Raw genomic sequence first — 26,976 nt, forward strand, 5'->3', positions numbered from 1 at the left:
AAAGGAGTATACATGCTGGGTGAATCCAAGTTGTCAGCATTGCTAAAAAACCTCATGCCTGTGAAAAGGCCAGGGGACTATGTGTTTGTGTGCGTGGCGCCAGACATATTGTCTGTTGATGTGATGTCGCAAGCCCTGGCAACCTTTAAAGAAAAAGAAGGGGTAACGTTGATTTTAGAGGTTGAGGTGGCAAAAACACATGGATTTACTTTTGAAGGTACATTTAGCTGTATTACCTGTGAAGTGCACTCAAGCTTAGATGCGGTAGGTATGACAGCTGCCATGACAACGGCACTCACCGACAAAGGGATTAGTGCAAATGTGGTGGCAGGCTTTTACCACGATCATATTTTTGTGCCTTGCCAGCGTGCTGATGAAGCCGTTATGGTGTTGTCCTCTTTGTCACATTAACCTCAATAACAGAAACAAAAAGGGGCGACACCAAGTGTCGCCCCTTTTTTATTGGTAATAGCGTGTGTTAAACGCTATTACCAAATTTTTACGCGCTCTTCCGGTGGAAGGTACAACGCATCTTCTTCGGTTACATTAAAGGCTTCGTAAAACTCAGGTACGTTGCGAAGCGCACCGTTCGTACGGAATTTCGCTGGGGAGTGCGTGTCGGTCTGAATTTGCGTACGCAAGGCTTCTTCACGATACTTGCTAGCCCACACTTGTCCGTAACCAATAAACACCCGTTGGTCGCCCGAGAAGCCATCTAACACGGGCGCATCTTCACCCTGTAATGAAAGATGGTAGGCTTTAAGCGCAATACTAATGCCACCTAAATCACCAATATTTTCCCCTAACGTGTATTCGCCGTTCACATACAAATCAGGCAGCACTTCAAATTCATTGTACTGATTGACTAAGGTCGAGGTACGCGCTTTAAACTCGCTTAAGTCTGAATCTGTCCACCAGTTACGAAGCACACCGTCGCCGTCGAAGGTCGAGCCAGAATCGTCAAACCCATGTCCAATTTCGTGGCCAATAACGGCCCCAATACCACCGTAGTTTACCGCATCTTCCGCATTCATATCGAAAAATGGCGGCTGCAAAATAGCAGCTGGGAATACAATCTCATTCGCCGTTGGGTTGTAGTACGCGTTCACCGTTTGCGGTGTCATCGACCACTCATGTTTCCACACTGGACCGCCTTGCTTTTTAAGCATAACGTCATACTGCACGTCAGCCGAGCGCTTAAGGTTGCCGAACAAGTCTTCCGCTTTCACCGTCAACTGTGAATAATCTTTCCATTGCTCTGGATAGCCAATTTTTACGGTGAATTTAGACAGTTTGTCTAACGCTTGTTGGCGGGTTTCTTCCGTCATCCAGTCTAATTTCTCAATACTGTCTTTATAGGCAAGCAGTAGGTTGTTCACCATTTCTGTCATGCGATCTTTCGCCGCGGGTGGGAAGTACTTTTTCACATACACCTTACCAATAACTTCGCCCACGTGGGCGTTGGTGAGCCCCACGGCTCTGCGCCATAATGGGCGCTGTTCTTCTACGCCGCTAAGTTTTTTGCTGTAAAAGTCGAAATCAGCCTGGTCAAAGTCTTCACTTAAACGGCTAGCGGAGGCGTTAAGAAGACCCCATTTCAAAAATACCTTCCAATCTTCAAGGGAAGTTTCAGCAATGAAGCTGTCCATATTCTTCATGAAGTCACTTTGAAGAAAAACCACATTATCTAAGTCTTCAAGCTGCATTTCTTTTAGGAATAACGTCCACGGGAAATTTGGCATGTAGGTGCTGAGTTCATCTACCGGTACTTTCGTGTAGTTTGCTGCCCAGTTACGTACTTGTTCTTTCTTCATATGAAGTTTGGCAATGGCCATTTCCATATTGAAAAGCATTTGAGCATTGTCTGCAGGTGCGTCGAATTTAGCTAACGTAAACATACGCTCAATATGCTTAATATAGGCATCGCGAATGTCTTTTGAGGCTTCGTCATCCTTAAAGTAATACTCACGATCAGGTAAGCCTAAGCCAGACTGCCACGTATAAATCATGTAGCTTTCTGGCGATTTGAAGTCTGCATTTTGGCCGATACTGAAGGGTTTGGCATAGCCATAACGGTTAGCGTAAGCAAAATACGCCGCTAGGTCGTCGTAGCTCTCAATGGTGTCAATTTTTTCTAGTTCAGGAACAATAGGGGTCATACCTAATGCGTTACGGGTATCTATATCCATGTACGCACGATAAAAATCACCTACTTTTTGTTCGTCGGAACCCGCTGCAAAATCTCCTTCAGAAGAGCTTTTAATAATGTCCATGACATTTTCTTGAGACTCGTCACTTAAAATCATGCCCGCACCATAGCTAGATTTATCTGCTGGGATCTCAAGGTTATCTACCCATTTACCATTAACATAGCTAAAGAAGTCGTTACCTGGATCTACCGATAAATCCATGTTCTCTTTAATTACGCCAGATTGTAAGGCTTGTTGTTGTTCTGCTTGAGCTTGAGATGGGGTTTCGCTGGTGGTGTTTTGAGGACTACATGCCGTTAGTGCGAGTGCGACACTTAGGCTTACTACAGTTCGTAACATGACTTCTTCCTGGTTTATTTTTGTTAGTACGCCTTTTATAGGCGTTTACGACCGGATATTTCTATCACGCAGTGACGAATAGAAAAAGCGTTTATAGTGAAAATACATAGCTTGTAACAACTTTAGGGAGGGAAGTTGGTTATAGTGAATATCATCTATTCTTTGCGCTTCTGTGCACAGCACTCTTGATAAGGAACCCGTATGTTGCCCTTCGATTCAATATCACCCTGTGAATATGCCGATGCCTTGCCTCGCCATCAATTTATGCATTACAGCATTAAGCCGCTTTGGTCAGGAATGCCACGTATTGCAGGTCCTGCTTTTACAGTAAAATGCGAACCGGGCGATCATTTGATGCTTCATGCGGCCATCTATCGCGCGCGGCCGGGCGACATCCTTGTGGTGGAAGCCGACGACAAGTTTGCCGTGGCTGGTGGTAATGTTTGCGCTATTGCGCAAGCAAGAGGCATCAAAGGGTTTGTGATTGATGGTGTTATTCGTGACATTGCTGAAACCAGAGAAAATCAGTTTCCAGTGTTTGCAAAAGGGGTGATACCCAAACCAGGCGCTAAAAAATGTGTGTCGCCTCTCAATCAACCCGTGCATTGTGGCTCTGTACTAGTGCACCCCGGCGACATCATCGTTGCCGATGAAGAAGGCATTGCTGTGATTCCAAAAGCCGCAGCTGAACAGGCTTATGACGTCGCCCGTGCGCGGGCTCAAAAAGACGCCGCAATGTCGTTAGCACAGTGGGAAGCACAACATGTCGAAAAAGTGGAAGGAATATTAAAAGAGTTAGGCTTTCAATAGGCTAGCGGGCACCTCGGTTAGTACCTTTTGTGCCCGCAAAAGTGAGCCCCAGCAGAGGGCTCATCCTGTGGGTCAATCAAAGTGCCACTATTCTGAAATAACGCCACATGCTACACGAGGACCGCCACCGCCAAGTTTTTTCGGCTCATCTGAATAGTTATCGCCACCTGCGTGAATCATGATGGCTTTGCCGCGAATGTCTTCAAGTTCTAACTCTGGGGCGAAAACAGGTTGCGTGGCATTGCCGCTTTCATCCACGTATAGAGTGGGTAGATCGCCTTCATGACCCGCTTCCGACCAAGGGGCTTTATGCTGGCCGGTTGCTTCGGGGTCGAAATGACCACCCGCAGCGCCTCCAAGTACCGTTTTACCATTTTTCATGGTGGCTGAGCAGTCGCCATTTTCGTGGATGTGAAAGCCATGAATACCGGGGGTTAACCCTTTAAGATTAGGGGTGAAAACCACGCCATCGTCATCATAGTCACTCACTTTAACTGTGCCCATGCTGCTCTCGGTTTTTAAATCTTTCATTACCACACTGATATGATCGTCATCATGGTGAGCCGCGAAACTTGCTGAACTGAGTGCTAACGATACTGCGCCTACCATTGCGGTTATTTTGCGTTTATTCATCATGCTCTCCTTATTTGTGAGTCAAGGGTAATTCAATGACATCAGTGAATACACTCACTGGCTTACTAATAGGAAAAGCAGGAACCACACCAGTTAAATAGTTAGGGTTAAACGCCCACTATGCGTGGGCTGGCAATGGATAGCGGCATTATGCCAGCGGGGTGCTCGTAAAAGGAATGTATCGTATTAACACAGGGCATGAAAATGTTACCGAGTACGGCAACGAATAACGTTAGCGTAGAAAATAACGGCAAAGCTATCGGTAATTCCTGTGACCTAATGGGTTAACTGATGGTCTCGTAGGTTTCAGACCACAAGGTTGCATTGCGGTGCATATCGGGCAAATCATCTTGGGGAATATTAATCAGTTCCGCTTTTTTCGTGATGGCCCACCAACTGCCAGCCTCGTAGGCTTTGACCAATTCTAAGGTATTCAGTAACAAACTCTTTTCCCCCAGTAGCGCCGTTTTAATATCTTCACTGAGCGGTAACTTAGCAAGTAACGACGCCATGGGCGTATCAAGTAAGGCATCTATCATGGAAAACAGGCCCACCATGAAGGCGCTATCAGAAGCGCCCGGGGCAACGTGTTTGGCGATTTGTTCACAAAAGCGAGCACGAATAATCGACATTCTAATAATTTCTACGGGTTTATTTTTGCGTAGGTGGGCGGTGGCAATTAAGCAAATGAATTTCCTTGCTTGCTCTTCTCCCAAATAGACTAGGGCTTGCTTTATAGATTCAATGGGCTCTTTTAATACAAATAGACCTGAATTCGTAAAGCGCAAAAGCTTGTAACTCAGGCTAACATCTTGCTCGAAATAACTCGCAAGTTTTGTGTAGTTTAAAAACGGCTTTAACGCTTCATGATAGATAATCAGCGTCATGGCATGCTGCGCTTCAATATCCTTGTTTTCAATCATTTCAGGTTTACAGAAAAAGTAACCTTGGAAGAAATCAAAGCCCATTTTTTTTGCCAGCATAAACTCTTCTTGTGTTTCTACTTTTTCCGCAAGCAGTTTAAGGCCTTTGCGTTTTTTAAACTTTTCTACAAGCGGTGCGATTTCTTCTAACGGGGTGTTTTGAATATCAAACTTTAATAATCGGGTGAAGTTTAAGAACCGCTCCCAATCCTTGTGATACAAAAAATCGTCCAAGGCCATTCGATAGCCTTTGTGAAAAAGCTCTCGACACGCTTCATACACTTCGTCAGTGGGCTCCACATCTTCAAGCACCTCTATAACGATATCATTAGGCGGCATCAGAGAAGGGATGCGGTCAATCAGGCCTTGCTGAGAAAAGTTAACGAGGGCGCGTTTACCGTTGGTAATAGCGGTAATACCCACGTTTAAATGTTGATTTACAATAAGCCGAGAGGTTGCCACGGTAGGGTCAACACCCTTTGGGAAGACGTTTTCAATACCGTCGCGAAAGAAGACCTCGTAGGCAACAGTATGTTGGCGACGGTTAAAAATAGCTTGGCGCGCGGTAAAAACTTTCATCAATAAATGAAAACGCTAAATGTAGACATAGGGTGGAGTCTAGCTGAAAAACGGCATTCGGTGTACTGAAAGGCTAAAATCACTGTTATTTCTTTATGTTAATACCCATAGAACTGTCAGCATTACATCAATATGTGATGGGCGCGAGATAATTCCAAACTATCGACAAAGGTTAGACCACTTTCAGTCTTTTCTACCTTAGCGTAAGGCGTGAACGTTCAGAGTGAGGAAAATGTGAAAGGTTTTACCGATAGCACCGAATAGATGGTGTAGAATCCTGTAGATAATTTGCAGTTGATGTATAACCACGTGAGTCATACCCATGTTTTCATTTTTCGAGCGCTTAACTAAGCCCTTTCCCGACACGCCACCCGCTCAACCTCCTAAAGGTATTGTCGCTTTTTGCAAATACTACACCCAGGGCATGTGGGGGGTTATCGCTATTGTTTCCTTATTAAGTGCAATCGTCGCTGTGCTGGAAGTCGCGCTGTTTGGGTTTCTTGGCCAAATGGTGGACTGGTTTTCCGAGCAAAACAGAGACACCTTTCTTGATGAGCAAAAATGGACATTGGTGGGGATGGGAACCACGGTATTGGTACTTATTCCCGGTTTTATTTTGCTGCGCTCATTGTTTTCTAGGCAGTCGTTAATGGGGAACTATCCCATGCGAATTCGCTGGCAGGCTCACCGCTATTTACTAGGGCAAAGCCTCACCTTTTTTCATAACGAATTTGCTGGTAGGGTAGCAACAAAGGTGATGCAAACTGCGTTATCAGTGCGTGAAACGGTAACCAAAGTGCTCGATTTAATGGTGTACATTTGTGTGTACTTCATTTCAATGGTGGTGCTAATTTTCAGCACGGATTGGCGATTAGCGGTACCGCTTATTGTTTGGTTTTTTGTCTATATATGTATTCTTCGTGTATTGGTGCCTAAGCTGAAAGTTGTTTCTCAGCGGCAGGCTGACGCCCGTTCACTAATGACTGGGCGTATTGTTGATAGTTACACCAATATCACCACGGTAAAACTGTTTTCCCATAGCCGACGAGAGGCCGATTACGCCAAAGAAAGCATGGACGGCTTTTTAAAAACCGTATACCCGCAAATGCGCCTTGTTACCGTACTCGAATTTTGCGTTGAAATGGCCAATGCCATACTGATTTTTGTTATAGGTGCGTTGTCGATACACCTTTGGTTAGAAAATATTGCCAGTGCTGGCGATATCGCCATTGCGATAAGTTTGTGTTTACGCCTCAACGGTATGTCGCATTGGATCATGTGGGAAGTGTCTGGCTTATTTGAGAATTTAGGCACCGTTCAAGATGGCATGAATACCTTGGCGCAACCCATTGCGGTAAAAGATGCCCCTAAGGCGAATGCTCTGACGGTTAACGGCGGCGCAATAACATTCGACAATATCCACTTCTCTTATACGGGGGCCGGAAACAAGCCTATAGATGTATTCCGACAACTCGACTTAGCCATCAAACCAGGGGAAAAAGTGGGTTTGGTCGGTCGTTCTGGGGCGGGAAAATCTACCCTAGTGAACCTGTTAATGCGTTTTTATGATGCCCAAAGTGGACACATTGCCATTGATGGCCAAGACATTACCCAAGTAGGCCAAGAAACCTTACGCGCGAAAATAAGCATGGTGACTCAAGACACCTCGTTGATGCACCGCTCGGTTCGCGACAATATTTTATATGGCAGAACCGACGCCACAGAAGAGGATATGATTCGTGCAGCCAAACAAGCCGAGGCCCATGAGTTTATCCTTACGCTCACCGATAGTCAGGGGCGCACTGGATACGATGCTCATGTGGGCGAGCGAGGTGTGAAGCTGTCAGGTGGGCAAAGACAACGGGTGGCCATTGCTCGAGTGCTATTGAAAGATGCCCCCGTATTAATTCTTGATGAAGCCACCTCCGCCCTAGATTCAGAAGTGGAAGCGGCGATACAAGCGTGTCTCGATAAAGTTATGGAAGGCAAAACGGTACTGGCCATTGCCCATCGACTTTCAACCATAGCGCAAATGGACAGGCTACTTGTGTTGGATAAAGGCAAAATTGTAGAACAGGGGAGCCACGCACAATTACTTGAACACAATGGCATTTACGCCAAGTTGTGGGCGCATCAAACAGGGGGCTTTATTGGTGTCGAGTGACAGTATGGGTGGAAAAATCCTTGTGCCCATTGCATTCTTGAGTATAATACGCGTCCCTCCCTTGCGATACCGCACTTTCCAACGAAAAGACGCTGAATTCCCAAGGGTAGTGTAAGTAAAATTTGTGAGTTTAACGCCACAGGGGTGTAGTTCGAATTGGTAGAACAGCGGTCTCCAAAACCGATGGTTGGGGGTTCGAGTCCCTCCACCCCTGCCAGATTAAGTGCTTTCGTATTAACGTGAGCTAAACGACGCTGTAGTGCTAGGATCGTGACATGAGCGAAAAAACGGAAAATCAGTCCAATGGCTTGGACATGTTTAAATGGGTAATCGTGTTTGCCCTACTTGCTGGTTTAGTTACGGCTAACACCATGTATGGCGAAATTTCGGTACTTTACCGTGCGGTTGCGGCCGTAGTCGTAGTGGCAATTGCGGGCTTTCTTGCTGCATCTACCACCAAAGGCGGTAATTTCTTAAGTTTTGCAAAAGAATCTCGTACTGAGGTACGCAAGGTGGTATGGCCTACTCGCCAAGAGGCTAATCAAACCACTATCATCGTACTCGCTGCTACCTTGGTAATGTCACTCATTTTGTGGGGCCTAGACGGCATTATTGTTCGTCTTGTGGGCTTTATTACTGGAATAGGAGCATAACGTATGTCTGAAGAAGCAATTAAGAAAAGATGGTACGTAGTACAAGCATATTCGCAGTATGAAGCACGTGTAAAAAAGACTCTGCTTGAGTACATCAAAATGCACAACATGGAAGAGCACTTCGGTCAGGTACTTGTACCGACAGAAGAAGTGGTTGAAATGCGTGCAGGCCAAAAACGTAAATCAGAGCGTAAGTTTTACCCTGGTTATGTATTGGTTGAAATGGCGATGAACGAAGATTCATGGCACTTAGTGAAAAGTGTGCCTCGTGTACTAGGGTTTATCGGTGGTACATCAGATCGCCCAATGCCTATTACGCAAAAAGAAGCAGACGCTATCTTAAACCGTCTTGAAGAGTCGGTTGATAAGCCAAAGCCAAAAACTTTGTTCGAGCCGGGCGAAGTGGTTCGTGTTACCGATGGTCCTTTTGCAGACTTCAACGGTGTGGTAGAAGAAGTCGACTACGAAAAGAGTCGCGTGAAAGTATCGGTGCTTATCTTCGGTCGCTCTACACCAGTAGACCTAGAATTTGGTCAAGTAGAAAAAGGTTAATCGCCCTTTAGCTTTATCGAATAAAAAACCTGCTTCTGGCAGGTTTTTTGTTTTTAATTACGTTTTTGTCGGTATAGCGTTATTCAAGAAACGTTTCCAAAAGGAATAAGCAAGTAAGCAGGGACTAATAGGGCAAGAATGAATATGCCTTGCAGTAGGTGTGCTTGCCAAGACGAAAGTTGTGGTGCGTCGCTTATAGCGCCCCAAAAGCCGACTTTCAATACGCCCTTAAATACGACATTGAGGGCAGCTACCCATGCTAACCACAATAGCGTACCCATCAGGTATTCCATTTCATTTCCTCTTGATAGTCATTGCCAGTGAGTTGGCTTTATAATTATCTGCCGAAGAATTCCATTAAAAAACTGTCCGTGAGATCGTTTTTTAATCACATTAATGCTTGCATAGCAATTAATCACCTTATATAATGCGCGCCCTTTTAAACGGAAACGGGAAGCCGATTGAGCAAATATTCTCTGTATTTGCGAGGCGTTAGACCCAAACAAGAGAGCATGTAAAATGGCTAAAAAAGTAAGCGGTATTATCAAGCTTCAGGTTGCAGCTGGTTCTGCTAACCCAAGTCCACCAGTTGGTCCTGCACTAGGTCAACATGGTGTGAACATCATGGAATTCTGTAAGGCTTTCAATGCGAAAACTGATAGCCTTGAAAAAGGCGCTCCGGTACCAGTAGAAATTACGGTATACGAAGATCGCTCTTTCACATTCGAAACTAAGACTCCTCCTGCGTCTTACCTGCTTAAGAAAGCAGCTGGCATCAAGAGTGGTTCTGGCCGTCCTAATACTGAGAAAGTGGGTAAAGTTACTCGCGCTCAGCTAGAAGAGATTGCTAAAACTAAAGAGCCAGATCTAACTGCAGCTGACTTAGATGCAGCGGTACGCACTATCGCGGGTTCTGCTCGCTCAATGGGCTTGAACGTAGAGGACTAATCGAATGGCTAAATTAACGAAACGCGCTCGTCTTATTCGCGACAAAGTTGAAGCGACTAAAGAGTACGAAATCAATGAAGCGGTAGCGCTTCTTAAAGAACTAGCAACAGCTAAGTTCGCAGAAAGCGTTGACGTAGCAGTTAACCTTGGTATCGATGCGAAAAAATCTGACCAAAACGTTCGTGGCGCAACAGTGCTTCCAAACGGTACTGGTAAAGACGTTCGTGTTGCTGTATTCACTCAAGGTGCAAATGCTGAAGCAGCGAAAGAAGCCGGTGCTGACATTGTTGGTATGGACGACCTAGCTGAGCAAGTTAAAAAAGGCGAAATGAACTTTGACGTTGTAGTGGCTAGCCCAGACGCAATGCGTGTTGTTGGTCAACTAGGTCAAATCTTAGGTCCACGTGGCCTTATGCCTAACCCTAAAACGGGTACAGTAACGCCAGACGTTGCTACTGCTGTTAAGAACGCGAAAGCGGGCCAGGTACGCTACCGTAACGATAAGAACGGTATCATCCACGCTAGCATCGGTAAAATTGCGTTCGAAGCAAACCAAATTCAAGAAAACCTTGAAGCACTACTTGAAGCATTGAAGAAAGCTAAGCCTTCTTCTGCTAAAGGTACTTATATCAAGAAGATCAGCCTAAGCACCACTATGGGCGCTGGCGTATCTCTTGACAAGGCTTCTGTAGGTCTTTAATTCCAAAGGGATTATCTCCCATTGGATCTCTGAAAGGTTATGGGTTGGAGCTGTGTACATAGCAGTGCTAGTAAGCAGCTCCCGTCCAAGACCGCAGGTGCGATGTGGTGAAAGAGGTAAGAGAACTTTCACAGTCAACACATTGCTTAATACAACAACCTGCGCAGACGGTGGTTTGACTCAGACTCTCTGGGGTAACAAACACCGTAGAGCGGTATCAACTGTGTTGGTTGATATCAATCTGTGAACCCTGACGGCGTAAGTAGGAAACTACAAGCAAAGTCAGATACAAAGAGGTGAACTCAGTGGCACTAGGTTTAGCAGCAAAAAAAGAGATCGTAGCAGAAGTTTCTGAAGTTGCGTCTCGCGCTCTATCCGTTGCCGTCGCTGAATACCGTGGGATGGAAGTTGCAGAACTGACTGACCTGCGCGTTAAAGCTCGTGAGCAAGGCGTATACCTAAAGGTTGTACGTAATACTCTAGCTAAGCGTGCATTGGCAGACAGCAAATTTGCAGACATCGATAGCGCTCTTACTGGTCCGCTTATCTATGGTTTCTCAATCGACGCACCAGGCGGTGCGGCACGTCTTTTCAAAGACTTTGCGAAAGGGAACGATAAGCTAAAAGTAACAGCACTATCAATTGGTAGTGGTCTTCTTGGTCCAGAGAAATTGGACGCAGTGGCTTCACTTCCAACTCGCGACGAAGCGCTTGCAAAACTTCTTGCAACCTTCAAAGCACCGGTGGGCAAATTCGTTCAAACAATCAACGAAGTTCCTACCAAGTTTGTGCGCGTATTGGCGGCGATCAAAGACGAGAAGTAATTCCCGTTTTTGGCATATTGATTTTTTTAACATTCAAAACCCAGGAGTTTAGAGAACATGGCTCTAACTAAAGAAGATATCTTAAACGCGATTGCTGAAATGCCAGTTATGGAATTGGTAGAGCTAATCGAAGCAGCTGAAGAAAAGTTCGGTGTTGAAGCAACTGCAGCAGTAGCTGTAGCTGGTCCAGCAGCTGGCGGTGAAGCAGCAGCAGAAGAGAAAACTGAATTTGACGTTGTAATGACTTCATTCGGTGGCAACAAAGTTGCAGTAATCAAAGCAGTTCGCGGCGCGACTGGCCTAGGTCTTAAAGAAGCTAAAGAAGTAGTTGAATCTGCTCCTAAAGCTATCAAAGAAGGCGTAAGCAAAGAAGAAGCTGAAGAACTTAAAGCACAGCTAGTTGAAGCTGGCGCTGAAGTTGAAATCAAGTAATCTATTTGTTTAGATTATTTGCCTGAGACGGCAAGGCTGGTGGTTTTTTGAACCACCAGCCTTTTTGCGCTGTATAGCGTGTAGATTCTAACCCTTGACTACACGGCTAAATGCGTAATTCGGAAATACCCATAAAAAGCATAAAAATCCAACAAGTTAACTAATAATAAGTTGAATTTTGTTGTATGCTGGTGTATCTACCCGAAAAAGGGTTGTGGAAGTTTGTTGCTTAGTGCGCCATTTAAAACGCAGCTTTTAGCCCATAGCACGCGTTTTAAAGCATTTTGCAGCAGGTTGGGTCATAAATCAGCAGGCTGAGGAACCCATGGTTTACTCTTATAGCGAAAAGAAACGTATCCGTAAGGATTTTGGCAAACGCCCACAGGTATTGGAAATTCCATACCTTCTTTCAATTCAGCTTGATTCTTTCAAAAAGTTTATTGAGATCGACGCAGATGCTCAATACGGTTTGGAAGCAGCATTTCGTTCCGTTTTTCCAATTAAAAGTTACTCAGGTAATTCAGAGCTTCAATATGTAAGCTACCGCCTGGGAGAGCCAGTATTTGACGTTAAAGAATGTCAAATTCGCGGTGTAACTTTCTCTGCTCCGTTAAGAGTAAAACTACGGTTAGTGTTGTTCGATAAAGACGCTGCCCCAGGTACCGTAAAAGATATTAAAGAACAAGAAGTGTACATGGGCGAGATCCCATTGATGACCGAGAACGGTACGTTCGTTATCAATGGTACTGAGCGTGTTATCGTGTCACAGCTACACCGTTCACCAGGTGTCTTCTTTGATCACGACAAAGGTAAAACCCACTCGTCAGGTAAAGTGCTTTATAACGCACGTGCCATTCCTTACCGTGGTTCGTGGTTAGACTTTGAGTTTGACCCGAAAGATAACCTATTTGTTCGTATTGACCGTCGTCGTAAGTTGCCTGCAACTATCATCTTACGCGCGCTAGAAATGACGTCAGAAGAGATCCTAGATACCTTCTTTGACAAAGTTAGCGTACGTATTGATAAAGACAAGTTAATGATGGAAGTGGTGCCTGATCGCCTACGTGGTGAAACAGCCGCCTTTGATATCATTGATGGCGAAGGCAACGTGGTTGTTGAAACCGGGCGTCGTGTTTCTGCTCGTCACACTCGTGCCTTGGAAAAAGCCGGTCTTACTGAACTAGAAGTACCTGCAGATTACCTGATTGGTCGTGTATTTGCTGCTACTTACGTCAATGAAGACACTGGCGAAGTCATTGTTAGCGCGAACGACGAACTCACTCTTGAAAATCTTGCTGCGTTAAGCCAAGCGGGCATCAAAGAGTTCGAAACGCTTTATATCAACGAATTAGACCACGGTTCATACATCTCTGACACATTACGTATCGATTCATCAACTAACCGCCTAGAGGCGCTTGTTGAAATCTACCGTATGATGCGTCCTGGTGAGCCACCAACGAAAGATGCAGCGGAAACCTTGTTTGATAACTTGTTCTTCTCTGAAGAACGTTATGACTTGTCATCTGTTGGTCGCATGAAGTTTAACCGTCGTCTTGGTCGTGAAGAACTCATTGGTTCTGGCACACTAGATAAAGAAGACATTATTTCTGTTATGAAACAGCTAATAATGATTCGTGATGGTAAAGACGAAGTTGATGATATCGATCACCTAGGTAACCGTCGTATCCGTTCTGTAGGTGAAATGGCAGAAAACCAATTCCGTGTTGGTTTAGTGCGTGTTGAGCGTGCTGTTAAAGAGCGTCTTAGCTTAGGCGATCTTGACAATGTTATGCCTCAAGACCTCATTAATGCTAAGCCTATCTCAGCTGCCGTTAAAGAGTTCTTTGGTTCATCACAGCTTTCTCAGTTCATGGACCAAAACAACCCGCTTTCAGAAGTCACGCATAAGCGTCGTATTTCTGCTTTAGGTCCGGGTGGTCTTACCCGTGAACGTGCAGGCTTCGAAGTTCGAGACGTACACCCGACCCACTATGGTCGTCTATGTCCAATCGAAACCCCTGAAGGCCCGAACATCGGTCTAATTAACTCATTGGCGAGCTTCGCGCGCACCAATGATTTCGGTTTCTTAGAAACGCCGTTCCGTCGTATCGTAGACGGTGTGGTTACTGACGAAATCGATTATTTATCTGCGATTGAAGAAGGCCAATACGCCATTGCACAGGCAAACATTGCGCTAACTGAAAATGGTGAGCTAGTTGACGACCTTATTCCATGTCGTCACCGCGGTGAAACTACTTTGATGCCTACAGAAGACATCAAATACATGGACGTTTCACCACAGCAAATCGTTTCAATTGCGGCAAGTATTATTCCGTTCCTTGAACACGATGATGCTAACCGCGCACTGATGGGTGCCAACATGCAACGTCAGGCTGTACCAACACTACGCGCCGATAAGCCGCTAGTAGGTACAGGTATGGAACGCACTATCGCGGTAGACTCAGGTGTAACTGTTGTCGCTAAACGCGGTGGTGTTGTCGATTATGTTGACGCAAGTCGTATCGTTATTAAAGTCGATGAAGAAGAAATGCTTCCTGGCGAAGCGGGTATCGATATCTATAACCTGACTAAGTACACCCGTTCTAACCAGAACACCTGTATCAATCAGAAGCCGACGTGTAGCGTGGGTGACCCGATTGTGACAGGCGATGTACTTGCTGATGGTCCTTCTACAGACTTAGGTGACCTTGCTCTAGGCCAGAACATGCGTATCGCGTTCATGCCTTGGAATGGTTACAACTTTGAGGATTCAATCCTTATTTCTGAGCGTGTAGCACAAGAAGACCGGTTCACTACAATCCACATTCAGGAGCTAAGCTGTATTGCTCGTGATACTAAGCTTGGGCCAGAAGAAATTTCTTCTGATATCCCGAACGTAGGTGAATCTGCATTAAGCAAGCTTGATGAATCTGGTGTTGTTTACATTGGTGCAGAAGTGAAAGGCGGTGACATTCTAGTAGGTAAAGTGACACCTAAAGGTGAAACCCAACTTACGCCAGAAGAGAAGCTATTAAGAGCTATCTTCGGTGAGAAAGCGTCTGATGTTAAAGACACGTCTCTACGTGTACCTAACTCAGTTCACGGTACCGTTATCGACGTTCAAGTATTTACCCGTGATGGTGTAGAGAAAGACAAACGCGCGCTTGAAATCGAAGACATGCAACTTCGTCAGGTTAAGAAAGATCTTACTGATGAATTTGAAATCTTAGCGGATGGTATCTTTGCACGTGCTCGTAACGCATTTAACCGCGCTGGTGTTGATCAAGCTAAGCTTGACAGCATGCCTCGCGAGAAGTGGTTCGAAATTGCACTTAACGATGAAGACGCGCAGCTAGAGATTGACCAAATTGCAGATCAACACGCCGAAATTAAAGAAGACTTCGATAAGAAGTTTGAAACTAAGCGTCGTAAGATCACGCAAGGCGATGACCTAGCACCAGGTGTTCTTAAAATTGTTAAGGTTTACCTAGCGGTTAAACGTCACATCCAACCGGGTGATAAAATGGCCGGTCGTCACGGTAACAAAGGTGTTATCTCGACTATCCAGCCAGTAGAAGACATGCCATACGATGCTAACGGTACGCCGGTAGATATCGTGCTTAACCCTCTAGGTGTACCGTCTCGTATGAACATCGGTCAAATCTTAGAAACTCACTTAGGCATGGCAGCCCATGGTCTCGGTGTGAAGATTGATCGCATGATTAAAGAGCAGCGTGAGTTGGCAGAATTACGTGAATTCTTGAAGAAGGTGTACGAACTTGGTGAAAATCACCAAGAGGTGGACATTGATAACTTCACTGATCACGAAGTTCGTCGCTTAGCCGAAAACCTACGTAAAGGTGTTCCAGTAGCAACACCTGTATTTGACGGTGCACGCGAATCTGAAATCAAAGAAATGTTAAAGCTAGCTGATATTCCAGAAAGCGGTCAGATTTCTTTGTTCGACGGTCGTACTGGTCGCGAGTTTGAGCGTCCTGTAACCGTGGGTTACATGTACATGCTGAAACTGAACCACTTAGTAGACGACAAGATGCACGCGCGTTCTACTGGTTCGTACAGCCTTGTTACGCAACAGCCGCTGGGTGGTAAAGCTCAGTTTGGTGGTCAGCGCTTCGGTGAGATGGAAGTGTGGGCCCTTGAAGCTTACGGTGCAGCATATACCCTTCAGGAAATGCTTACTGTTAAGTCGGATGATGTTAACGGCCGTACTAAGATGTACAAGAACATCGTCGATGGCGACCACAGAATGGAGCCTGGCATGCCAGAATCATTCAACGTATTACTTAAAGAAATTCGCTCGTTGGGTATCAACATCGAGCTTGAAGAAAAGTAACACGGCAATCGCTGCGTAATGATATGAGATGGCCCGGCGCTTGCGCCGGGTTCTAGAGACTGACTCCGCTGGGAGAGTAATGTGAAAGACTTATTAAAGTTTCTAAAGCAACAAAACAAGACCGAAGAATTCGATAATATTCGCATTGGTCTTGCTTCACCTGACATGATTCGTTCATGGTCATTTGGTGAAGTTAAAAAGCCTGAAACCATTAACTACCGTACGTTCAAGCCTGAGCGTGACGGGCTGTTCTGTGCGCGTATCTTTGGTCCGGTAAAAGACTACGAATGTCTTTGCGGCAAGTATAAGCGTCTTAAGCACCGTGGTGTTATCTGCGAGAAGTGTGGCGTTGAAGTGACGCTGACTAAAGTTCGTCGTGAGCGTATGGGCCACATCGAGCTAGCTAGCCCAGTGGCACACATCTGGTTCCTTAAATCACTCCCGTCTCGTATCGGCTTAATGCTTGATATGACACTGCGTGATATCGAACGCGTGCTTTATTTTGAATCATACGTGGTAACCGAGCCAGGTATGACGACCCTAGAACGTGGACAACTTCTTAACGAAGAAGAGTACCTTGACTCTCTAGAAGAGCACGGTGACGAGTTCGACGCTAAAATGGGTGCCGAAGCGGTTTTCGATTTGCTAACTGTCCTTGACGTTGATGCCGATGTAGCAGCCATGCGTGAAGAGTTACCTTCAATTAACTCTGAGACTAAGCGTAAGAAAATCACTAAGCGTCTTAAGTTACTAGAATCATTCCAACAGTCTGGTAATAAGCCAGAGTGGATGATCTTGACAGTACTTCCGGTTCTTCCACCGGATTTACGTCCGCTAGTACCACTAGATGGCGGCCGTTTTGCAACGTCTGACCTTAACGATTTATACCGTCGTGTTATCAACCGTAACAACCGTCTTAAGCGTCTTCTAGACCTTGCGGCTCCTGATATTATCGTACGTAACGAAAAACGTATGCTTCAGGAAGCGGTAGATGCCCTTCTAGATAACGGTCGTCGTGGTCGTGCGATCACGGGTTCTAACAAGCGTCCACTTAAGTCGCTTGCAGACATGATCAAAGGTAAGCAAGGTCGTTTCCGTCAAAACCTTCTTGGTAAGCGTGTTGACTACTCAGGCCGTTCTGTAATTACCGTTGGTCCTACACTACGTCTTCACCAGTGTGGTCTTCCTAAGAAGATGGCACTTGAGCTATTCAAACCGTTTATCTACGGTAAGCTTGAAGGCCGTGGTTTAGCCACAACAATTAAAGCAGCTAAGAAGCTTGTAGAGCGCGAAGCACCAGAGGTTTGGGACGTACTAGACGACGTTATCCGCGAACACCCGGTACTACTTAACCGTGCACCTACACTTCACCGTTTGGGTATCCAAGCATTCGAACCAACACTTATCGAAGGTAAAGCGATTCAGCTTCACCCGCTAGTGTGTGCGGCGTATAACGCCGACTTCGATGGAGACCAAATGGCGGTACACGTTCCGTTGACAATCGAAGCACAGCTAGAAGCACGTGCGTTAATGATGTCTACGAACAACATTCTGTCACCGGCGAATGGTGAACCAATCATCGTACCTTCACAGGACGTTGTATTAGGTCTTTACTACTTAACCCGTGACAAAGTAAACGGCTTAGGCGAAGGCATGGTATTTACCAGCCCGAACGAAGCAGAAAAAGCATACCGTACAGGTAATGCTGAGCTTCATTCTCGCGTTAAAGTACGTATTTCAGAATTCGACATCGATGAAGATGGCAACAAAACTGAGAAAGTTACGCTCACTGACACTACGGTTGGTCGTGCGATTTTCTCACTGATCCTACCTAAGGGTCTGCCGTTTGAAATCATCAACCAAGCCATGGGTAAAAAGCAAATTTCAAAACTATTGAATGCTTGTTACCGTACGCTAGGTCTGAAAGACACAGTCATTGCTGCTGACCAAATCATGTATACCGGTTTCCACTACGCGATGATCGCGGGTGCATCTGTTGGTATCGACGATATGGTTATCCCTGCTGCTAAGAAAGAAATTATCGACGCGGCTGAAGCAGAAGTTATCGAAATTCAGGAACAGTTCCAAAACGGTCTTGTTACCGCGGGTGAGCGTTACAACAAAGTTATCGATATCTGGTCTAATGCCAACGAGAAAGTTGCAAAGGCCATGATGGATAACCTTAAGACTGACATCGTAATTAACCGCGATGGCGAAGAAGAAGAGCAATCATCATTTAACTCTGTTTACATGATGGCTGACTCCGGTGCTCGTGGTAGTGCCGCACAGATTCGTCAGTTAGCGGGTATGCGTGGTCTGATGGCTAAGCCAGATGGCTCAATCATCGAAACACCAATTACGGCGAACTTCCGTGAAGGTCTGAACGTACTACAGTACTTCATCTCTACTCACGGTGCGCGTAAAGGTCTAGCGGATACTGCACTTAAGACTGCTAACTCGGGTTACCTAACCCGTCGTCTAGTAGACGTTGCACAAGATTTGGTTATCACTAACGACGACTGTGGCACATTCGAAGGTGTTCAAATGACACCACTTATCGAAGGTGGAGACGTTGTTGAGCCACTACGTGAACGTGTACTCGGTCGTGTTATCGCTGAAGACGTTATCAAGCCAGGTTCTGATGAAGTGCTTGTTGAACGTAACGTATTGCTTGATGAAGCGCTAGTAGACATGTTGGAAGCGAACTCAGTGGATCAAGTTATGGTTCGCTCAGTAATCACTTGTGACAACGACTTCGGCGTATGTGCTAAGTGTTACGGTCGTGACCTAGCACGTGGTCACATGGTAGGTAGTGGTGAATCGGTTGGTGTTATTGCAGCACAGTCAATCGGTGAACCAGGTACACAGCTTACCATGCGTACCTTCCACATCGGTGGTGCGGCATCAAGAGCATCAGCAGAAAACAGCGTACAGGTTAAAACAGCGGGTAGCCTTAAGCTACACAATGCGAAGTTCGTACGTAACTCTGATAGCAAATTGGTTATCGTTTCTCGTTCAACCGAGCTTACTGTTATTGATGAGCAAGGTCGTGAGAAAGAGCGCTATAAAGTGCCATACGGTGCTGTACTTAGCGTGGATGACGGTGCAACGATTGCAGCTGGCGACATTGTTGCTAACTGGGATCCGCATAGTCACCCAATCGTTACTGAACGTGCAGCTAAGATTAGCTTCGCTGACATTGACGACTCTAACACCGAGATGCAGCAGGATGAGCTGACCGGTCTTACACGTATCGTAGTGAAAGATCTTTCTAAGGTTAACTCTAAAGAGCCTAAGCTAATTCTAGAGAGCGACGAGTTCGGTCTTCAAGAAATTCGTCTTCCGAGCTTCACCACTATTGAAGCGAAAGAAGGCAAAGTGGCTAATGAAGGTGATGTGCTAGCACGTATACCTCAAGAAAGCTCGAAGACCCGTGATATTACCGGTGGTCTACCTCGCGTAGCCGACCTGTTTGAAGCGCGTAAACCGAAAGAGCCAGCTATTCTTGCAGAAGTGTCAGGTACTATCGGCTTTGGTAAAGAAACCAAAGGTAAGAAACGTCTTGTTATCACGCCGCCAGACGGCGACGCATACGAAGAGATGATTCCCAAGTGGCGTCAACTTAACGTGTTTGAAGGTGAGAAAGTGGAAAAAGGTGAAGTTATCGCCGATGGTCCAGAATCTCCACATGATATCTTGCGTCTACGTGGTATCTCAGCGGTAGCGAACTACATCGTGAACGAAGTTCAGGAAGTATACCGTCTACAGGGTGTAAAAATTAACGATAAGCACATTGAAGTCGTTATCCGTCAGATGCTACGTAAATGTATTATCACGCACCCAGGCGATACCCAGTTCCTTGAAGGCGAGCAGGTTGAAGTCTCGAACGTTAAAGTGGCTAACCGTGAAATTGAAAAACACGGTAAGATCCCAGCGCAGTATGAAACACAACTGCTTGGTATCACCAAAGCGTCACTGTCTACTGAGTCATTTATCTCAGCGGCCTCGTTCCAAGAAACAACCCGTGTTCTTACCGAAGCTGCGGTTCAAGGTAAAGAAGATGACCTACGTGGTCTGAAAGAAAACGTAATCGTTGGTCGACTCATTCCAGCGGGTACCGGTTTCGCTTACCACGAACGTCGTGCACAAAAACGCAAAGAGCAAATCGAAGAAATGTCAGTATCTGCTGCAGAAGCAGAACAGGCATTAACCGAAGCGCTAAATGCGGGTGCAGACGAAGATACTGCCGAATAAGGTATGATTATGGGAGCACGTTAACGTGCTCCTAACAAATTGGCACGTCAAGCTGACATATTTTAGGAATATTAACTGCCTATCCTTTGTACAGCTTGACAGTCAGGGCGATGATCATTAATATTCCGCGACCCGATTTTTGATAGCCTTTAAAAGGTAACAGAAAAGGGGCGCGGTTTTTTGTATCAGAGCTCTGCTAAACCTGACGAGCACAGGGTTAGCAATAAGAGAGCGACGAAGATGAAGTCGCATTAGTATGGACCCAATCATAGTGATTGGGTTTTCGTAGTTTTTAATCAGGAGCTAGTTAATGGCAACAGTTAACCAGTTAGTGCGCAAGCCTCGCAAAAAGCCCGTTGAAAAAAGCAACGTAGCTGCTTTGCAAGCTTGTCCACAAAGACGTGGTGTATGTACTCGTGTATATACTACTACGCCAAAGAAACCAAACTCTGCACTACGTAAAGTATGTCGTGTACGTCTAACTAACGGTTTTGAAGTTTCTTCATACATCGGTGGTGAAGGTCACAACCTACAAGAGCACAGTGTAGTACTTATCCGTGGTGGTCGTGTTAAAGACTTACCAGGTGTTCGTTATCACACAGTTCGCGGTACCCTTGACTGTGCAGGCGTTAACGATCGTAAGCAAGCCCGTTCTAAGTACGGTGCGAAGAAGCCTAAATCTTAACGGTTCTCCGTTAGTAAGGCCAAACTGAAGTTTAAGAGTTTTGGGTTATCCCTGAATTCATACGGAGAAGAGAAAATGCCAAGAAGAAGAGTCGTAGGTCAACGTAAAATCCTACCTGAGCCGAAGTTCGGTTCACAACTACTTGCAAAATTCATGAATGTCGTAATGCTCGACGGCAAAAAGTCAGTCGCTGAAAAAATCGTTTACGGTGCGCTTGATATTGTTGCTGAAAAAACCGGCAAGGCACACCTAGATGTATTCGAGGAAGCACTTGATAACATCCGTCCTACTGTAGAGGTTAAATCTCGTCGTGTAGGTGGTTCAACTTATCAGGTTCCAGTTGAAGTACGTCCAGTTCGTCGTAATGCACTAGGTATGCGTTGGATGGTAGAAGCTGCACGTAAACGTGGCGAAAAGTCTATGGCACAACGCCTAGCGGCTGAAATGCTTGATGCTGCAGAAAACAAAGGTTCAGCGGTTAAGAAACGTGAAGACGTTCACCGTATGGCCGAAGCAAACAAAGCGTTTGCTCATTACCGTTGGTAATCAACGTTATATAACTGAGAGAGATTTATGCCTCGTAAGACCTCGATTGAGCGTTATCGCAATATTGGTATTGTGGCTCACGTGGACGCGGGTAAAACCACGACCACAGAGCGTGTTCTGTTTTATACAGGACTGTCTCATAAAATCGGTGAAGTGCATGATGGTGCTGCAACCATGGACTGGATGGAACAAGAGCAGGAGCGTGGTATTACTATCACGTCTGCTGCCACTACCTGTTTCTGGTCTGGTATGGAGCAACAGTACGATCAACACAGGATCAACATCATAGACACCCCTGGACACGTAGACTTTACTATTGAAGTAGAGCGTTCGTTACGTGTTCTCGATGGCGCTGTAGTTGTTTTTTGTGGGTCTTCCGGGGTTGAACCTCAATCAGAAACAGTCTGGCGACAGGCTGATAAATATGAAGTGCCACGCCTTGTGTTCGTCAATAAGATGGACCGGGCTGGCGCTGATTTTGAACGCGTTGTGGGTCAAATCCGCAAACGTTTAGGCGCAAACTGTGTTCCAATTCAATTGAACATGGGCGCTGAAGATGAATTCCATGGCGTCATCGATTTAATTAAGATGAAGTCAATCAACTGGAATGAGGCTGACATGGGTATGACCTTTACCTATGAAGACATTCCGGCTGAATATCTCGATAAAGCAGAGCAGTACCGTGTCGAAATGATTGAAGCGGCTGCAGAAGCATCAGAAGCGTTAATGGATAAGTACTTGGAAGGCGAAGAGCTCACCGAGGAAGAGATTCGTTTAGGCCTTCGTACGCGTACCTTGAACAACGAAATTGTTCTTGCCACTTGTGGCAGTGCCTTCAAAAACAAAGGTGTTCAAGCTGTACTCGATGCTGTTATCGACTTTTTACCTGCTCCGACAGAAGTTAAAGCCATCACAGGTGTGCTTGACGACAAAGACGAAACAGAAGCTGAGCGTCATGCAGACGACAACGAGCCGTTTTCTGCGCTTGCATTCAAAATTGCAACCGACCCATTCGTGGGTACGCTTACCTTCTTCCGTTGTTACTCAGGCGTGGTAAACACGGGTGACACGGTTTATAACCCAGTGAAGGGTAAGCGTGAGCGCTTTGGACGTATTGTTCAAATGCATGCAAAAGATCGCGAAGAGTTAAAAGAAGTGCGCGCTGGCGATATCGCCGCTGCCATTGGATTAAAAGACGTAACCACAGGCGACACCTTGTGTGATCCTAATAATGTGATTACCCTTGAGCGCATGGATTTTCCAGAGCCGGTTATCTCTATTGCAGTTGAACCTAAGTCGCAGGCAGACCAAGAAAAAATGGGTCTTGCACTTAGCAAATTAGCGGCTGAAGATCCGTCATTTAAAGTAAGAACAGATGACGAGACAGGCCAGACAATCATTTCCGGTATGGGTGAACTGCACCTGGATATTATTGTCGATCGCATGAAACGCGAATTTAAGGTTGAATGTAACGTAGGTAACCCTCAGGTAGCCTATCGTGAAACCCTTCGTAAATCTGTTGAAGTGGAAGGGAAGTTCGTTCGTCAGTCGGGCGGCCGTGGTCAATTTGGCCATGTTTGGTTGCGTATTGAGCCTCAGGAAGAAGGCGCAGGCTACGAATTTGTGAACGAAATCGTCGGTGGTGTTGTACCCAAAGAGTACATCCCCGCAGTCGATAAAGGAATTCAGGAGCAGTTGCAAAGTGGTGTCGTAGCAGGGTATCCGGTACTTGACGTTAAGGTTACATTGTTCGATGGTTCATACCATGATGTTGACTCTTCTGAAATGGCGTTTAAGATCGCCGGCTCTATGGGTTTCAAAAATGGCGCCGCAGAAGCAAATCCGGTGTTGCTTGAACCCACTATGAAAGTTGAAGTAACGACTCCAGAAGACTGGATGGGTGATGTTGTTGGTGACTTAAATCGTCGTCGCGGCATGATCGAAGGTATGGAAGATGGCGTAGCAGGTGTTAAAATAATACGTGCAAAAGTGCCGCTTTCAGAAATGTTTGGGTATGCTACTGCGCTGCGTTCACAAACGCAGGGTCGTGCATCATACTCAATGGAGTTCTTCAATTATTCTGAGGCGCCGAACAATGTGGCGCAGGCTATTATTGAATCTAGAATTTAATCTAAATGAAGGTTCGGTCCGGTCTATTTGTGGGTCGGACTTTTAACTTAGGAAACGAGAAAAATGGCAAAAGAAAAGTTTGAACGTACGAAACCCCACGTAAACGTGGGTACTATCGGCCACGTTGACCACGGTAAAACTACGCTAACTGCAGCTATCACTACAGTTCTTTCTAAAACTTACGGCGGTTCTGCTCAGGCTTTCGATCAAATCGATAACGCGCCTGAAGAGAAAGCACGTGGTATCACCATTTCTACTTCACACGTAGAGTATGACACTCCTACTCGTCATTACGCTCACGTAGACTGCCCAGGACACGCTGATTACGTTAAAAACATGATCACCGGTGCTGCTCAGATGGACGGTGGTATCCTAGTAGTTGCTGCGACTGATGGCCCTATGCCTCAGACTCGTGAGCACATCCTACTTGGTCGTCAGGTTGGTATTCCTTACATCATCGTATTCATGAACAAATGTGACATGGTTGATGATGAAGAGCTTCTAGAGCTAGTAGAAATGGAAGTTCGTGAACTTCTTAACGAATACGAATTCCCTGGTGATGACCTTCCAGTTATCCAAGGTTCTGCGCTTAAAGCCCTTGAAGGCGACGCAGAATGGGAAAAGAAAATCATCGAGCTTGGTGAAGCGCTTGATTCATACATCCCAGAGCCAGAGCGTGCAATCGACAAGCCGTTCATTCTTCCAATTGAAGATGTTTTCTCAATCTCAGGCCGTGGTACTGTTGTAACAGGTCGTGTTGAGCAAGGTATCGTTAAAGTAGGTGAAGAAGTAGAAATCGTTGGTATCAAAGATACAACTAAGACGACTTGTACTGGTGTTGAGATGTTCCGTAAGCTTCTTGACGAAGGCCGTGCTGGTGAGAACGTTGGTGTTCTTCTACGTGGTACTAAGCGTGACGAAGTTGAACGTGGTCAAGTACTAGCTAAGCCTGGTTCAATCACGCCACACGTTAACTTCGAAGCAGAAGTATACGTACTGTCTAAAGATGAAGGTGGTCGTCATACTCCATTCTTCAAAGGCTACCGTCCACAGTTCTACTTCCGTACAACTGACGTAACTGGTGCTGTAGAGCTTCCAGAAGGCGTAGAAATGGTAATGCCTGGTGACAACCTTAAATTTAAAGTTGAGCTAATTGCTCCGATTGCGATGGAAGAAGGTCTTCGTTTCGCAATCCGTGAAGGTGGTCGTACAGTAGGTGCTGGTGTTGTATCTAAGATCCTAGACTAATCTAGACTTAGCAACACAAGCCAAAAAGCGCACTTAGGTGCGCTTTTTTTATGCCTGCACACCAGAGGGCGCTTGTTCAACTCTAGAACACGCCGTGAACCCATCCATGGGGGCTCCGACACCGCATCCCTGCGGTGTAGGGTTTCAGAGGGCACAACACTCACTTCCTTTGCACGGCATAGTAGAAAGTCTGGGGGAGGGGATGCAGAGTGACCCTATTAGTACGTGATTGCCTTTATAACAGCGTGTTTTTCGTGGAGGTTTGCTATGGTAGTCGCTGGTTTACTTCGATGGTGTTTATACTATGCATCGCTATGGTCTTCTTGTTTTTTGTAGTTTGGTGATTTTAATGGTTCAAGGTGTTGATAAAGTGGTGGCGGGGGAACAGGCTAAAGAGGTGCCCATACCTCAGTCTATTAGTGCTGAATTAAAAGCGGCGCTTGCGCAATATCCTTCGCCTTCAGTGGAGGAAGCCAGGTCATTTGTTCCTACGACAGCCGCGCAGTGGCGTGACTATGTACAGGCCACAAACAAAATGCAAAAAACCAAAATTAAAAACATGCGTAAGCATTATGGGGTGACGGTTGAGATGCTCGATATAACGGGTGTAACGGTTCGTAAGATAACGCCGAAGTCTCTGTCTCCCGAATTCAAAGACCATGTGTATATTGATATTCACGGCGGGGCTTATGTGTTATTCGCCGGCTTGCCTTCTATTGAAGAGGGTATTTTGGTTGCCCACAGGTTGGGGATCGTGGTGTACAGTGTCGACTATAGAATGCCACCTGCCTCCCCGTTTCCTGCAGCGCTTGATGATGTTAAACATGTTTATCGTGTTCTATCTCAGCAATACGATGCTAATCATATTTTTATGGGGGGCACTTCAGCAGGCGGGGGCTTACTGCTCGCGTTTGTTCAAGGGCTAATTGAAAATGGTTTGGCAACGCCAAGGGCCATTTATGCAGGTACGCCTTGGGCTGATTTAACGAAAACGGGTGACTCTCTGTATACCAATGAAGGCATCGATAGGATTCTGATTACCTACGATGGAACACTCGGCGCATCGGCGCGCTTATATGCGGGTAATACCCCTCTCACCCATCCGAAATTGTCGCCCATCTATGGTGACTTTACCGACTTTCCGCCTACCTTTTTAGTTACAGGGACGCGGGATATGTTTTTAAGCGATACGGTAAGGGTAAACCGTAAAATGCGTGATGCGGGTGTCACTACCGTACTAGACGTTTATGAAGGTCTGTCCCATGCCGACTATTTGGTGTCGCATCAAACCCCTGAATCTCAGTCTGTATATCGACAGCTGAAACGTTTTTTGGTGGGCTTTACGAATTAGACGGTTGACGGTAGTTGGGCGTGCTGCAGTGAAGTATTCCTTTTGTGCAGCATGCCCCTGTGGGTGCTTTAGGTGTTGCGAGCTTAAGAGCCGAATACGACAACGAGTACAGTAACCACCGCACCTATTCCCGCTATTTTCAATCCATTTTTATACATGGGCAGTTTGGGAATAAACATCAAAAATGCAGAAATAACGAAAAATAGTAAGCTAATACCAAAGAAAATATTCAGCCAAAATAGCGGGCTATTGTTGGTGGCTTTGTGTAGCTTAACCATTTTATTAAGCACCAACGGGTAGTTCTTGCGGGTAATAGTCGCTTCACCCGATGCTTTACTATACTCACCCACGTTTAAGGTGATGTGGGTATCGGTTTCATCCACAACGCGACTTCCCTTTATTTTAAGCACATTAGGAAGTTGTTTGGCAGTAAGCCCGCTGTCTAATTGTCTTATCTCAGTTTGCTCAAACTTTAAGAAGTCGGTGGGACGGAAAATCAATAAAATCCCACTAATGGCATACACAGCCATTATCCCAGCAAGGAAAAATCCCAGCCAGCGGTGATATTTACGAAATGCCATGTGTAATTTTGGTGAAGCCATAGATGTTTTCAAGTTTGTATGATGATTAGGGGCTATAGT

At 45.8% G+C, this 26,976-nt stretch carries 21 protein-coding genes and 1 tRNA gene; 17 read left to right on the forward strand and 5 right to left on the reverse strand.

Going from position 1 to position 26,976, the window contains the following annotated elements; all coding sequences use genetic code 11:
• The first annotated feature begins 12 nt into the window (after nucleotides 1-12).
• Nucleotides 13-411 (forward strand): ACT domain-containing protein, encoded by a 399-nt coding sequence (locus IUA53_RS01950; protein ID WP_044058308.1) that lies wholly within the window; start codon nucleotides 13-15, stop codon nucleotides 409-411.
• A gap of 77 nt (nucleotides 412-488) precedes the next feature.
• Here IUA53_RS01950 and IUA53_RS01955 read toward each other — a convergent pair whose 3' ends face one another.
• A complete protein-coding gene (locus IUA53_RS01955) occupies nucleotides 489-2,549 on the reverse strand; it encodes a M13 family metallopeptidase (RefSeq protein ID WP_196898155.1) in 2,061 nt (686 codons plus the stop codon).
• A gap of 201 nt (nucleotides 2,550-2,750) precedes the next feature.
• On the opposite strand from IUA53_RS01955, the gene IUA53_RS01960 reads away from it, so the two are divergent.
• On the forward strand, nucleotides 2,751-3,359 hold the full coding sequence (locus tag IUA53_RS01960; protein ID WP_044058306.1) for an RraA family protein: 609 nt from the start codon (nucleotides 2,751-2,753) through the stop codon (nucleotides 3,357-3,359).
• Between the two features lie 87 nt (nucleotides 3,360-3,446).
• On the opposite strand, the gene sodC is transcribed toward IUA53_RS01960, so the two are convergent.
• Together sodC and IUA53_RS01970 are read right to left on the reverse strand one after the other, a co-directional pair.
• Nucleotides 3,447-3,992, reverse strand: coding sequence for a superoxide dismutase family protein (gene sodC / locus IUA53_RS01965; protein WP_196899406.1), 546 nt, complete (start codon nucleotides 3,990-3,992; stop codon nucleotides 3,447-3,449).
• A 284-nt stretch (nucleotides 3,993-4,276) separates the two neighbouring features.
• A complete protein-coding gene (locus IUA53_RS01970; protein ID WP_196898157.1) occupies nucleotides 4,277-5,494 on the reverse strand; it encodes an EAL and HDOD domain-containing protein in 1,218 nt (405 codons plus the stop codon).
• Nucleotides 5,495-5,816: 322 nt separating this feature from the next.
• Between IUA53_RS01970 and IUA53_RS01975 the strand changes: the two genes are divergently transcribed.
• From IUA53_RS01975 to nusG, 4 genes are all read left to right on the forward strand, one after another.
• Nucleotides 5,817-7,658, forward strand: a complete 1,842-nt coding sequence (locus tag IUA53_RS01975) for an ABC transporter ATP-binding protein (protein WP_044058303.1) — start codon at nucleotides 5,817-5,819, stop codon at nucleotides 7,656-7,658.
• A 140-nt stretch (nucleotides 7,659-7,798) separates the two neighbouring features.
• Nucleotides 7,799-7,875: transfer RNA gene (locus IUA53_RS01980), tRNA-Trp, on the forward strand.
• A 58-nt stretch (nucleotides 7,876-7,933) separates the two neighbouring features.
• Entirely contained in the window at nucleotides 7,934-8,311 is a 378-nt protein-coding gene (gene secE / locus IUA53_RS01985; RefSeq protein ID WP_044058302.1) for a preprotein translocase subunit SecE, read from the forward strand.
• A gap of 3 nt (nucleotides 8,312-8,314) precedes the next feature.
• Nucleotides 8,315-8,863, forward strand: coding sequence for a transcription termination/antitermination protein NusG (nusG, locus tag IUA53_RS01990; RefSeq protein ID WP_044058301.1), 549 nt, complete (start codon nucleotides 8,315-8,317; stop codon nucleotides 8,861-8,863).
• 83 nt (nucleotides 8,864-8,946) lie between these two features.
• Here nusG and IUA53_RS01995 read toward each other — a convergent pair whose 3' ends face one another.
• Nucleotides 8,947-9,156, reverse strand: coding sequence for a hypothetical protein (locus tag IUA53_RS01995; RefSeq protein WP_196898159.1), 210 nt, complete (start codon nucleotides 9,154-9,156; stop codon nucleotides 8,947-8,949).
• 226 nt (nucleotides 9,157-9,382) lie between these two features.
• On the opposite strand from IUA53_RS01995, the gene rplK reads away from it, so the two are divergent.
• The 11 genes from rplK to IUA53_RS02050 all read left to right on the forward strand — a co-directional run bounded on the left by rplK (nucleotide 9,383) and on the right by IUA53_RS02050 (nucleotide 26,335).
• Nucleotides 9,383-9,811 (forward strand): 50S ribosomal protein L11, encoded by a 429-nt coding sequence (gene rplK, locus IUA53_RS02000; protein WP_044058299.1) that lies wholly within the window; start codon nucleotides 9,383-9,385, stop codon nucleotides 9,809-9,811.
• 4 nt (nucleotides 9,812-9,815) lie between these two features.
• Complete coding sequence (gene rplA / locus IUA53_RS02005; protein ID WP_044058298.1) at nucleotides 9,816-10,511, forward strand: 50S ribosomal protein L1; 696 nt, start codon at nucleotides 9,816-9,818, stop codon at nucleotides 10,509-10,511.
• A gap of 305 nt (nucleotides 10,512-10,816) precedes the next feature.
• Entirely contained in the window at nucleotides 10,817-11,335 is a 519-nt protein-coding gene (gene rplJ, locus IUA53_RS02010; protein ID WP_044058297.1) for a 50S ribosomal protein L10, read from the forward strand.
• 57 nt (nucleotides 11,336-11,392) lie between these two features.
• Complete coding sequence (gene rplL / locus IUA53_RS02015) at nucleotides 11,393-11,767, forward strand: 50S ribosomal protein L7/L12 (protein WP_044058296.1); 375 nt, start codon at nucleotides 11,393-11,395, stop codon at nucleotides 11,765-11,767.
• Nucleotides 11,768-12,092: 325 nt separating this feature from the next.
• Nucleotides 12,093-16,121, forward strand: coding sequence for a DNA-directed RNA polymerase subunit beta (rpoB, locus tag IUA53_RS02020; RefSeq protein ID WP_196898161.1), 4,029 nt, complete (start codon nucleotides 12,093-12,095; stop codon nucleotides 16,119-16,121).
• An 81-nt stretch (nucleotides 16,122-16,202) separates the two neighbouring features.
• Nucleotides 16,203-20,375 carry a DNA-directed RNA polymerase subunit beta' gene (gene rpoC, locus IUA53_RS02025; RefSeq protein WP_044058294.1) on the forward strand — a complete coding sequence of 1,391 codons (4,173 nt, stop codon included), beginning with the start codon at nucleotides 16,203-16,205 and terminating at the stop codon, nucleotides 20,373-20,375.
• A 310-nt stretch (nucleotides 20,376-20,685) separates the two neighbouring features.
• Entirely contained in the window at nucleotides 20,686-21,060 is a 375-nt protein-coding gene (gene rpsL / locus IUA53_RS02030) for a 30S ribosomal protein S12 (RefSeq protein WP_013786326.1), read from the forward strand.
• A gap of 75 nt (nucleotides 21,061-21,135) precedes the next feature.
• Entirely contained in the window at nucleotides 21,136-21,606 is a 471-nt protein-coding gene (gene rpsG, locus IUA53_RS02035) for a 30S ribosomal protein S7 (RefSeq protein WP_044058293.1), read from the forward strand.
• A gap of 27 nt (nucleotides 21,607-21,633) precedes the next feature.
• Nucleotides 21,634-23,736 (forward strand): elongation factor G, encoded by a 2,103-nt coding sequence (gene fusA, locus IUA53_RS02040; RefSeq protein WP_044058292.1) that lies wholly within the window; start codon nucleotides 21,634-21,636, stop codon nucleotides 23,734-23,736.
• 63 nt (nucleotides 23,737-23,799) lie between these two features.
• Nucleotides 23,800-24,984, forward strand: coding sequence for an elongation factor Tu (tuf, locus tag IUA53_RS02045; RefSeq protein ID WP_014980400.1), 1,185 nt, complete (start codon nucleotides 23,800-23,802; stop codon nucleotides 24,982-24,984).
• Nucleotides 24,985-25,333: 349 nt separating this feature from the next.
• Entirely contained in the window at nucleotides 25,334-26,335 is a 1,002-nt protein-coding gene (locus tag IUA53_RS02050; protein WP_196898163.1) for an alpha/beta hydrolase, read from the forward strand.
• Nucleotides 26,336-26,418: 83 nt separating this feature from the next.
• Here IUA53_RS02050 and IUA53_RS02055 read toward each other — a convergent pair whose 3' ends face one another.
• Nucleotides 26,419-26,937: a membrane protein gene (locus tag IUA53_RS02055; protein WP_044058291.1), complete on the reverse strand. Its 519-nt coding sequence runs from the start codon at nucleotides 26,935-26,937 to the stop codon at nucleotides 26,419-26,421.
• Nucleotides 26,938-26,976 lie beyond the last annotated feature (39 nt).

It is taken from the genome of Alteromonas sp. B31-7, from assembly GCF_015767655.1.
Classification (GTDB): domain Bacteria; phylum Pseudomonadota; class Gammaproteobacteria; order Enterobacterales; family Alteromonadaceae; genus Alteromonas; species Alteromonas australica.

Excerpts from the sequence above, each read along its gene's own strand:
- rplK (WP_044058299.1), top strand. The coding sequence starts at position 9,383 with ATGGCTAAAAAAGTAAGCGGTATTATCAAGCTTCAGGTTGCAGCTGGT.
- IUA53_RS02055 (WP_044058291.1), bottom strand. The coding sequence starts at position 26,937 with ATGGCTTCACCAAAATTACACATGGCATTTCGTAAATATCACCGCTGG.
- IUA53_RS01995 (WP_196898159.1), bottom strand. The coding sequence starts at position 9,156 with ATGGAATACCTGATGGGTACGCTATTGTGGTTAGCATGGGTAGCTGCC.
- secE (WP_044058302.1), top strand. The coding sequence starts at position 7,934 with ATGAGCGAAAAAACGGAAAATCAGTCCAATGGCTTGGACATGTTTAAA.
- rpoB (WP_196898161.1), top strand. The coding sequence starts at position 12,093 with ATGGTTTACTCTTATAGCGAAAAGAAACGTATCCGTAAGGATTTTGGC.
- sodC (WP_196899406.1), bottom strand. The coding sequence starts at position 3,992 with ATGAATAAACGCAAAATAACCGCAATGGTAGGCGCAGTATCGTTAGCA.
- rplA (WP_044058298.1), top strand. The coding sequence starts at position 9,816 with ATGGCTAAATTAACGAAACGCGCTCGTCTTATTCGCGACAAAGTTGAA.
- IUA53_RS02050 (WP_196898163.1), top strand. The coding sequence starts at position 25,334 with ATGGTTCAAGGTGTTGATAAAGTGGTGGCGGGGGAACAGGCTAAAGAG.
- IUA53_RS01955 (WP_196898155.1), bottom strand. The coding sequence starts at position 2,549 with ATGTTACGAACTGTAGTAAGCCTAAGTGTCGCACTCGCACTAACGGCA.
- IUA53_RS01950 (WP_044058308.1), top strand. The coding sequence starts at position 13 with ATGCTGGGTGAATCCAAGTTGTCAGCATTGCTAAAAAACCTCATGCCT.
- rpsL (WP_013786326.1), top strand. The coding sequence starts at position 20,686 with ATGGCAACAGTTAACCAGTTAGTGCGCAAGCCTCGCAAAAAGCCCGTT.
- rpsG (WP_044058293.1), top strand. The coding sequence starts at position 21,136 with ATGCCAAGAAGAAGAGTCGTAGGTCAACGTAAAATCCTACCTGAGCCG.
- IUA53_RS01960 (WP_044058306.1), top strand. The coding sequence starts at position 2,751 with ATGTTGCCCTTCGATTCAATATCACCCTGTGAATATGCCGATGCCTTG.
- nusG (WP_044058301.1), top strand. The coding sequence starts at position 8,315 with ATGTCTGAAGAAGCAATTAAGAAAAGATGGTACGTAGTACAAGCATAT.
- tuf (WP_014980400.1), top strand. The coding sequence starts at position 23,800 with ATGGCAAAAGAAAAGTTTGAACGTACGAAACCCCACGTAAACGTGGGT.
- rplL (WP_044058296.1), top strand. The coding sequence starts at position 11,393 with ATGGCTCTAACTAAAGAAGATATCTTAAACGCGATTGCTGAAATGCCA.
- IUA53_RS01975 (WP_044058303.1), top strand. The coding sequence starts at position 5,817 with ATGTTTTCATTTTTCGAGCGCTTAACTAAGCCCTTTCCCGACACGCCA.
- fusA (WP_044058292.1), top strand. The coding sequence starts at position 21,634 with ATGCCTCGTAAGACCTCGATTGAGCGTTATCGCAATATTGGTATTGTG.
- IUA53_RS01970 (WP_196898157.1), bottom strand. The coding sequence starts at position 5,494 with ATGAAAGTTTTTACCGCGCGCCAAGCTATTTTTAACCGTCGCCAACAT.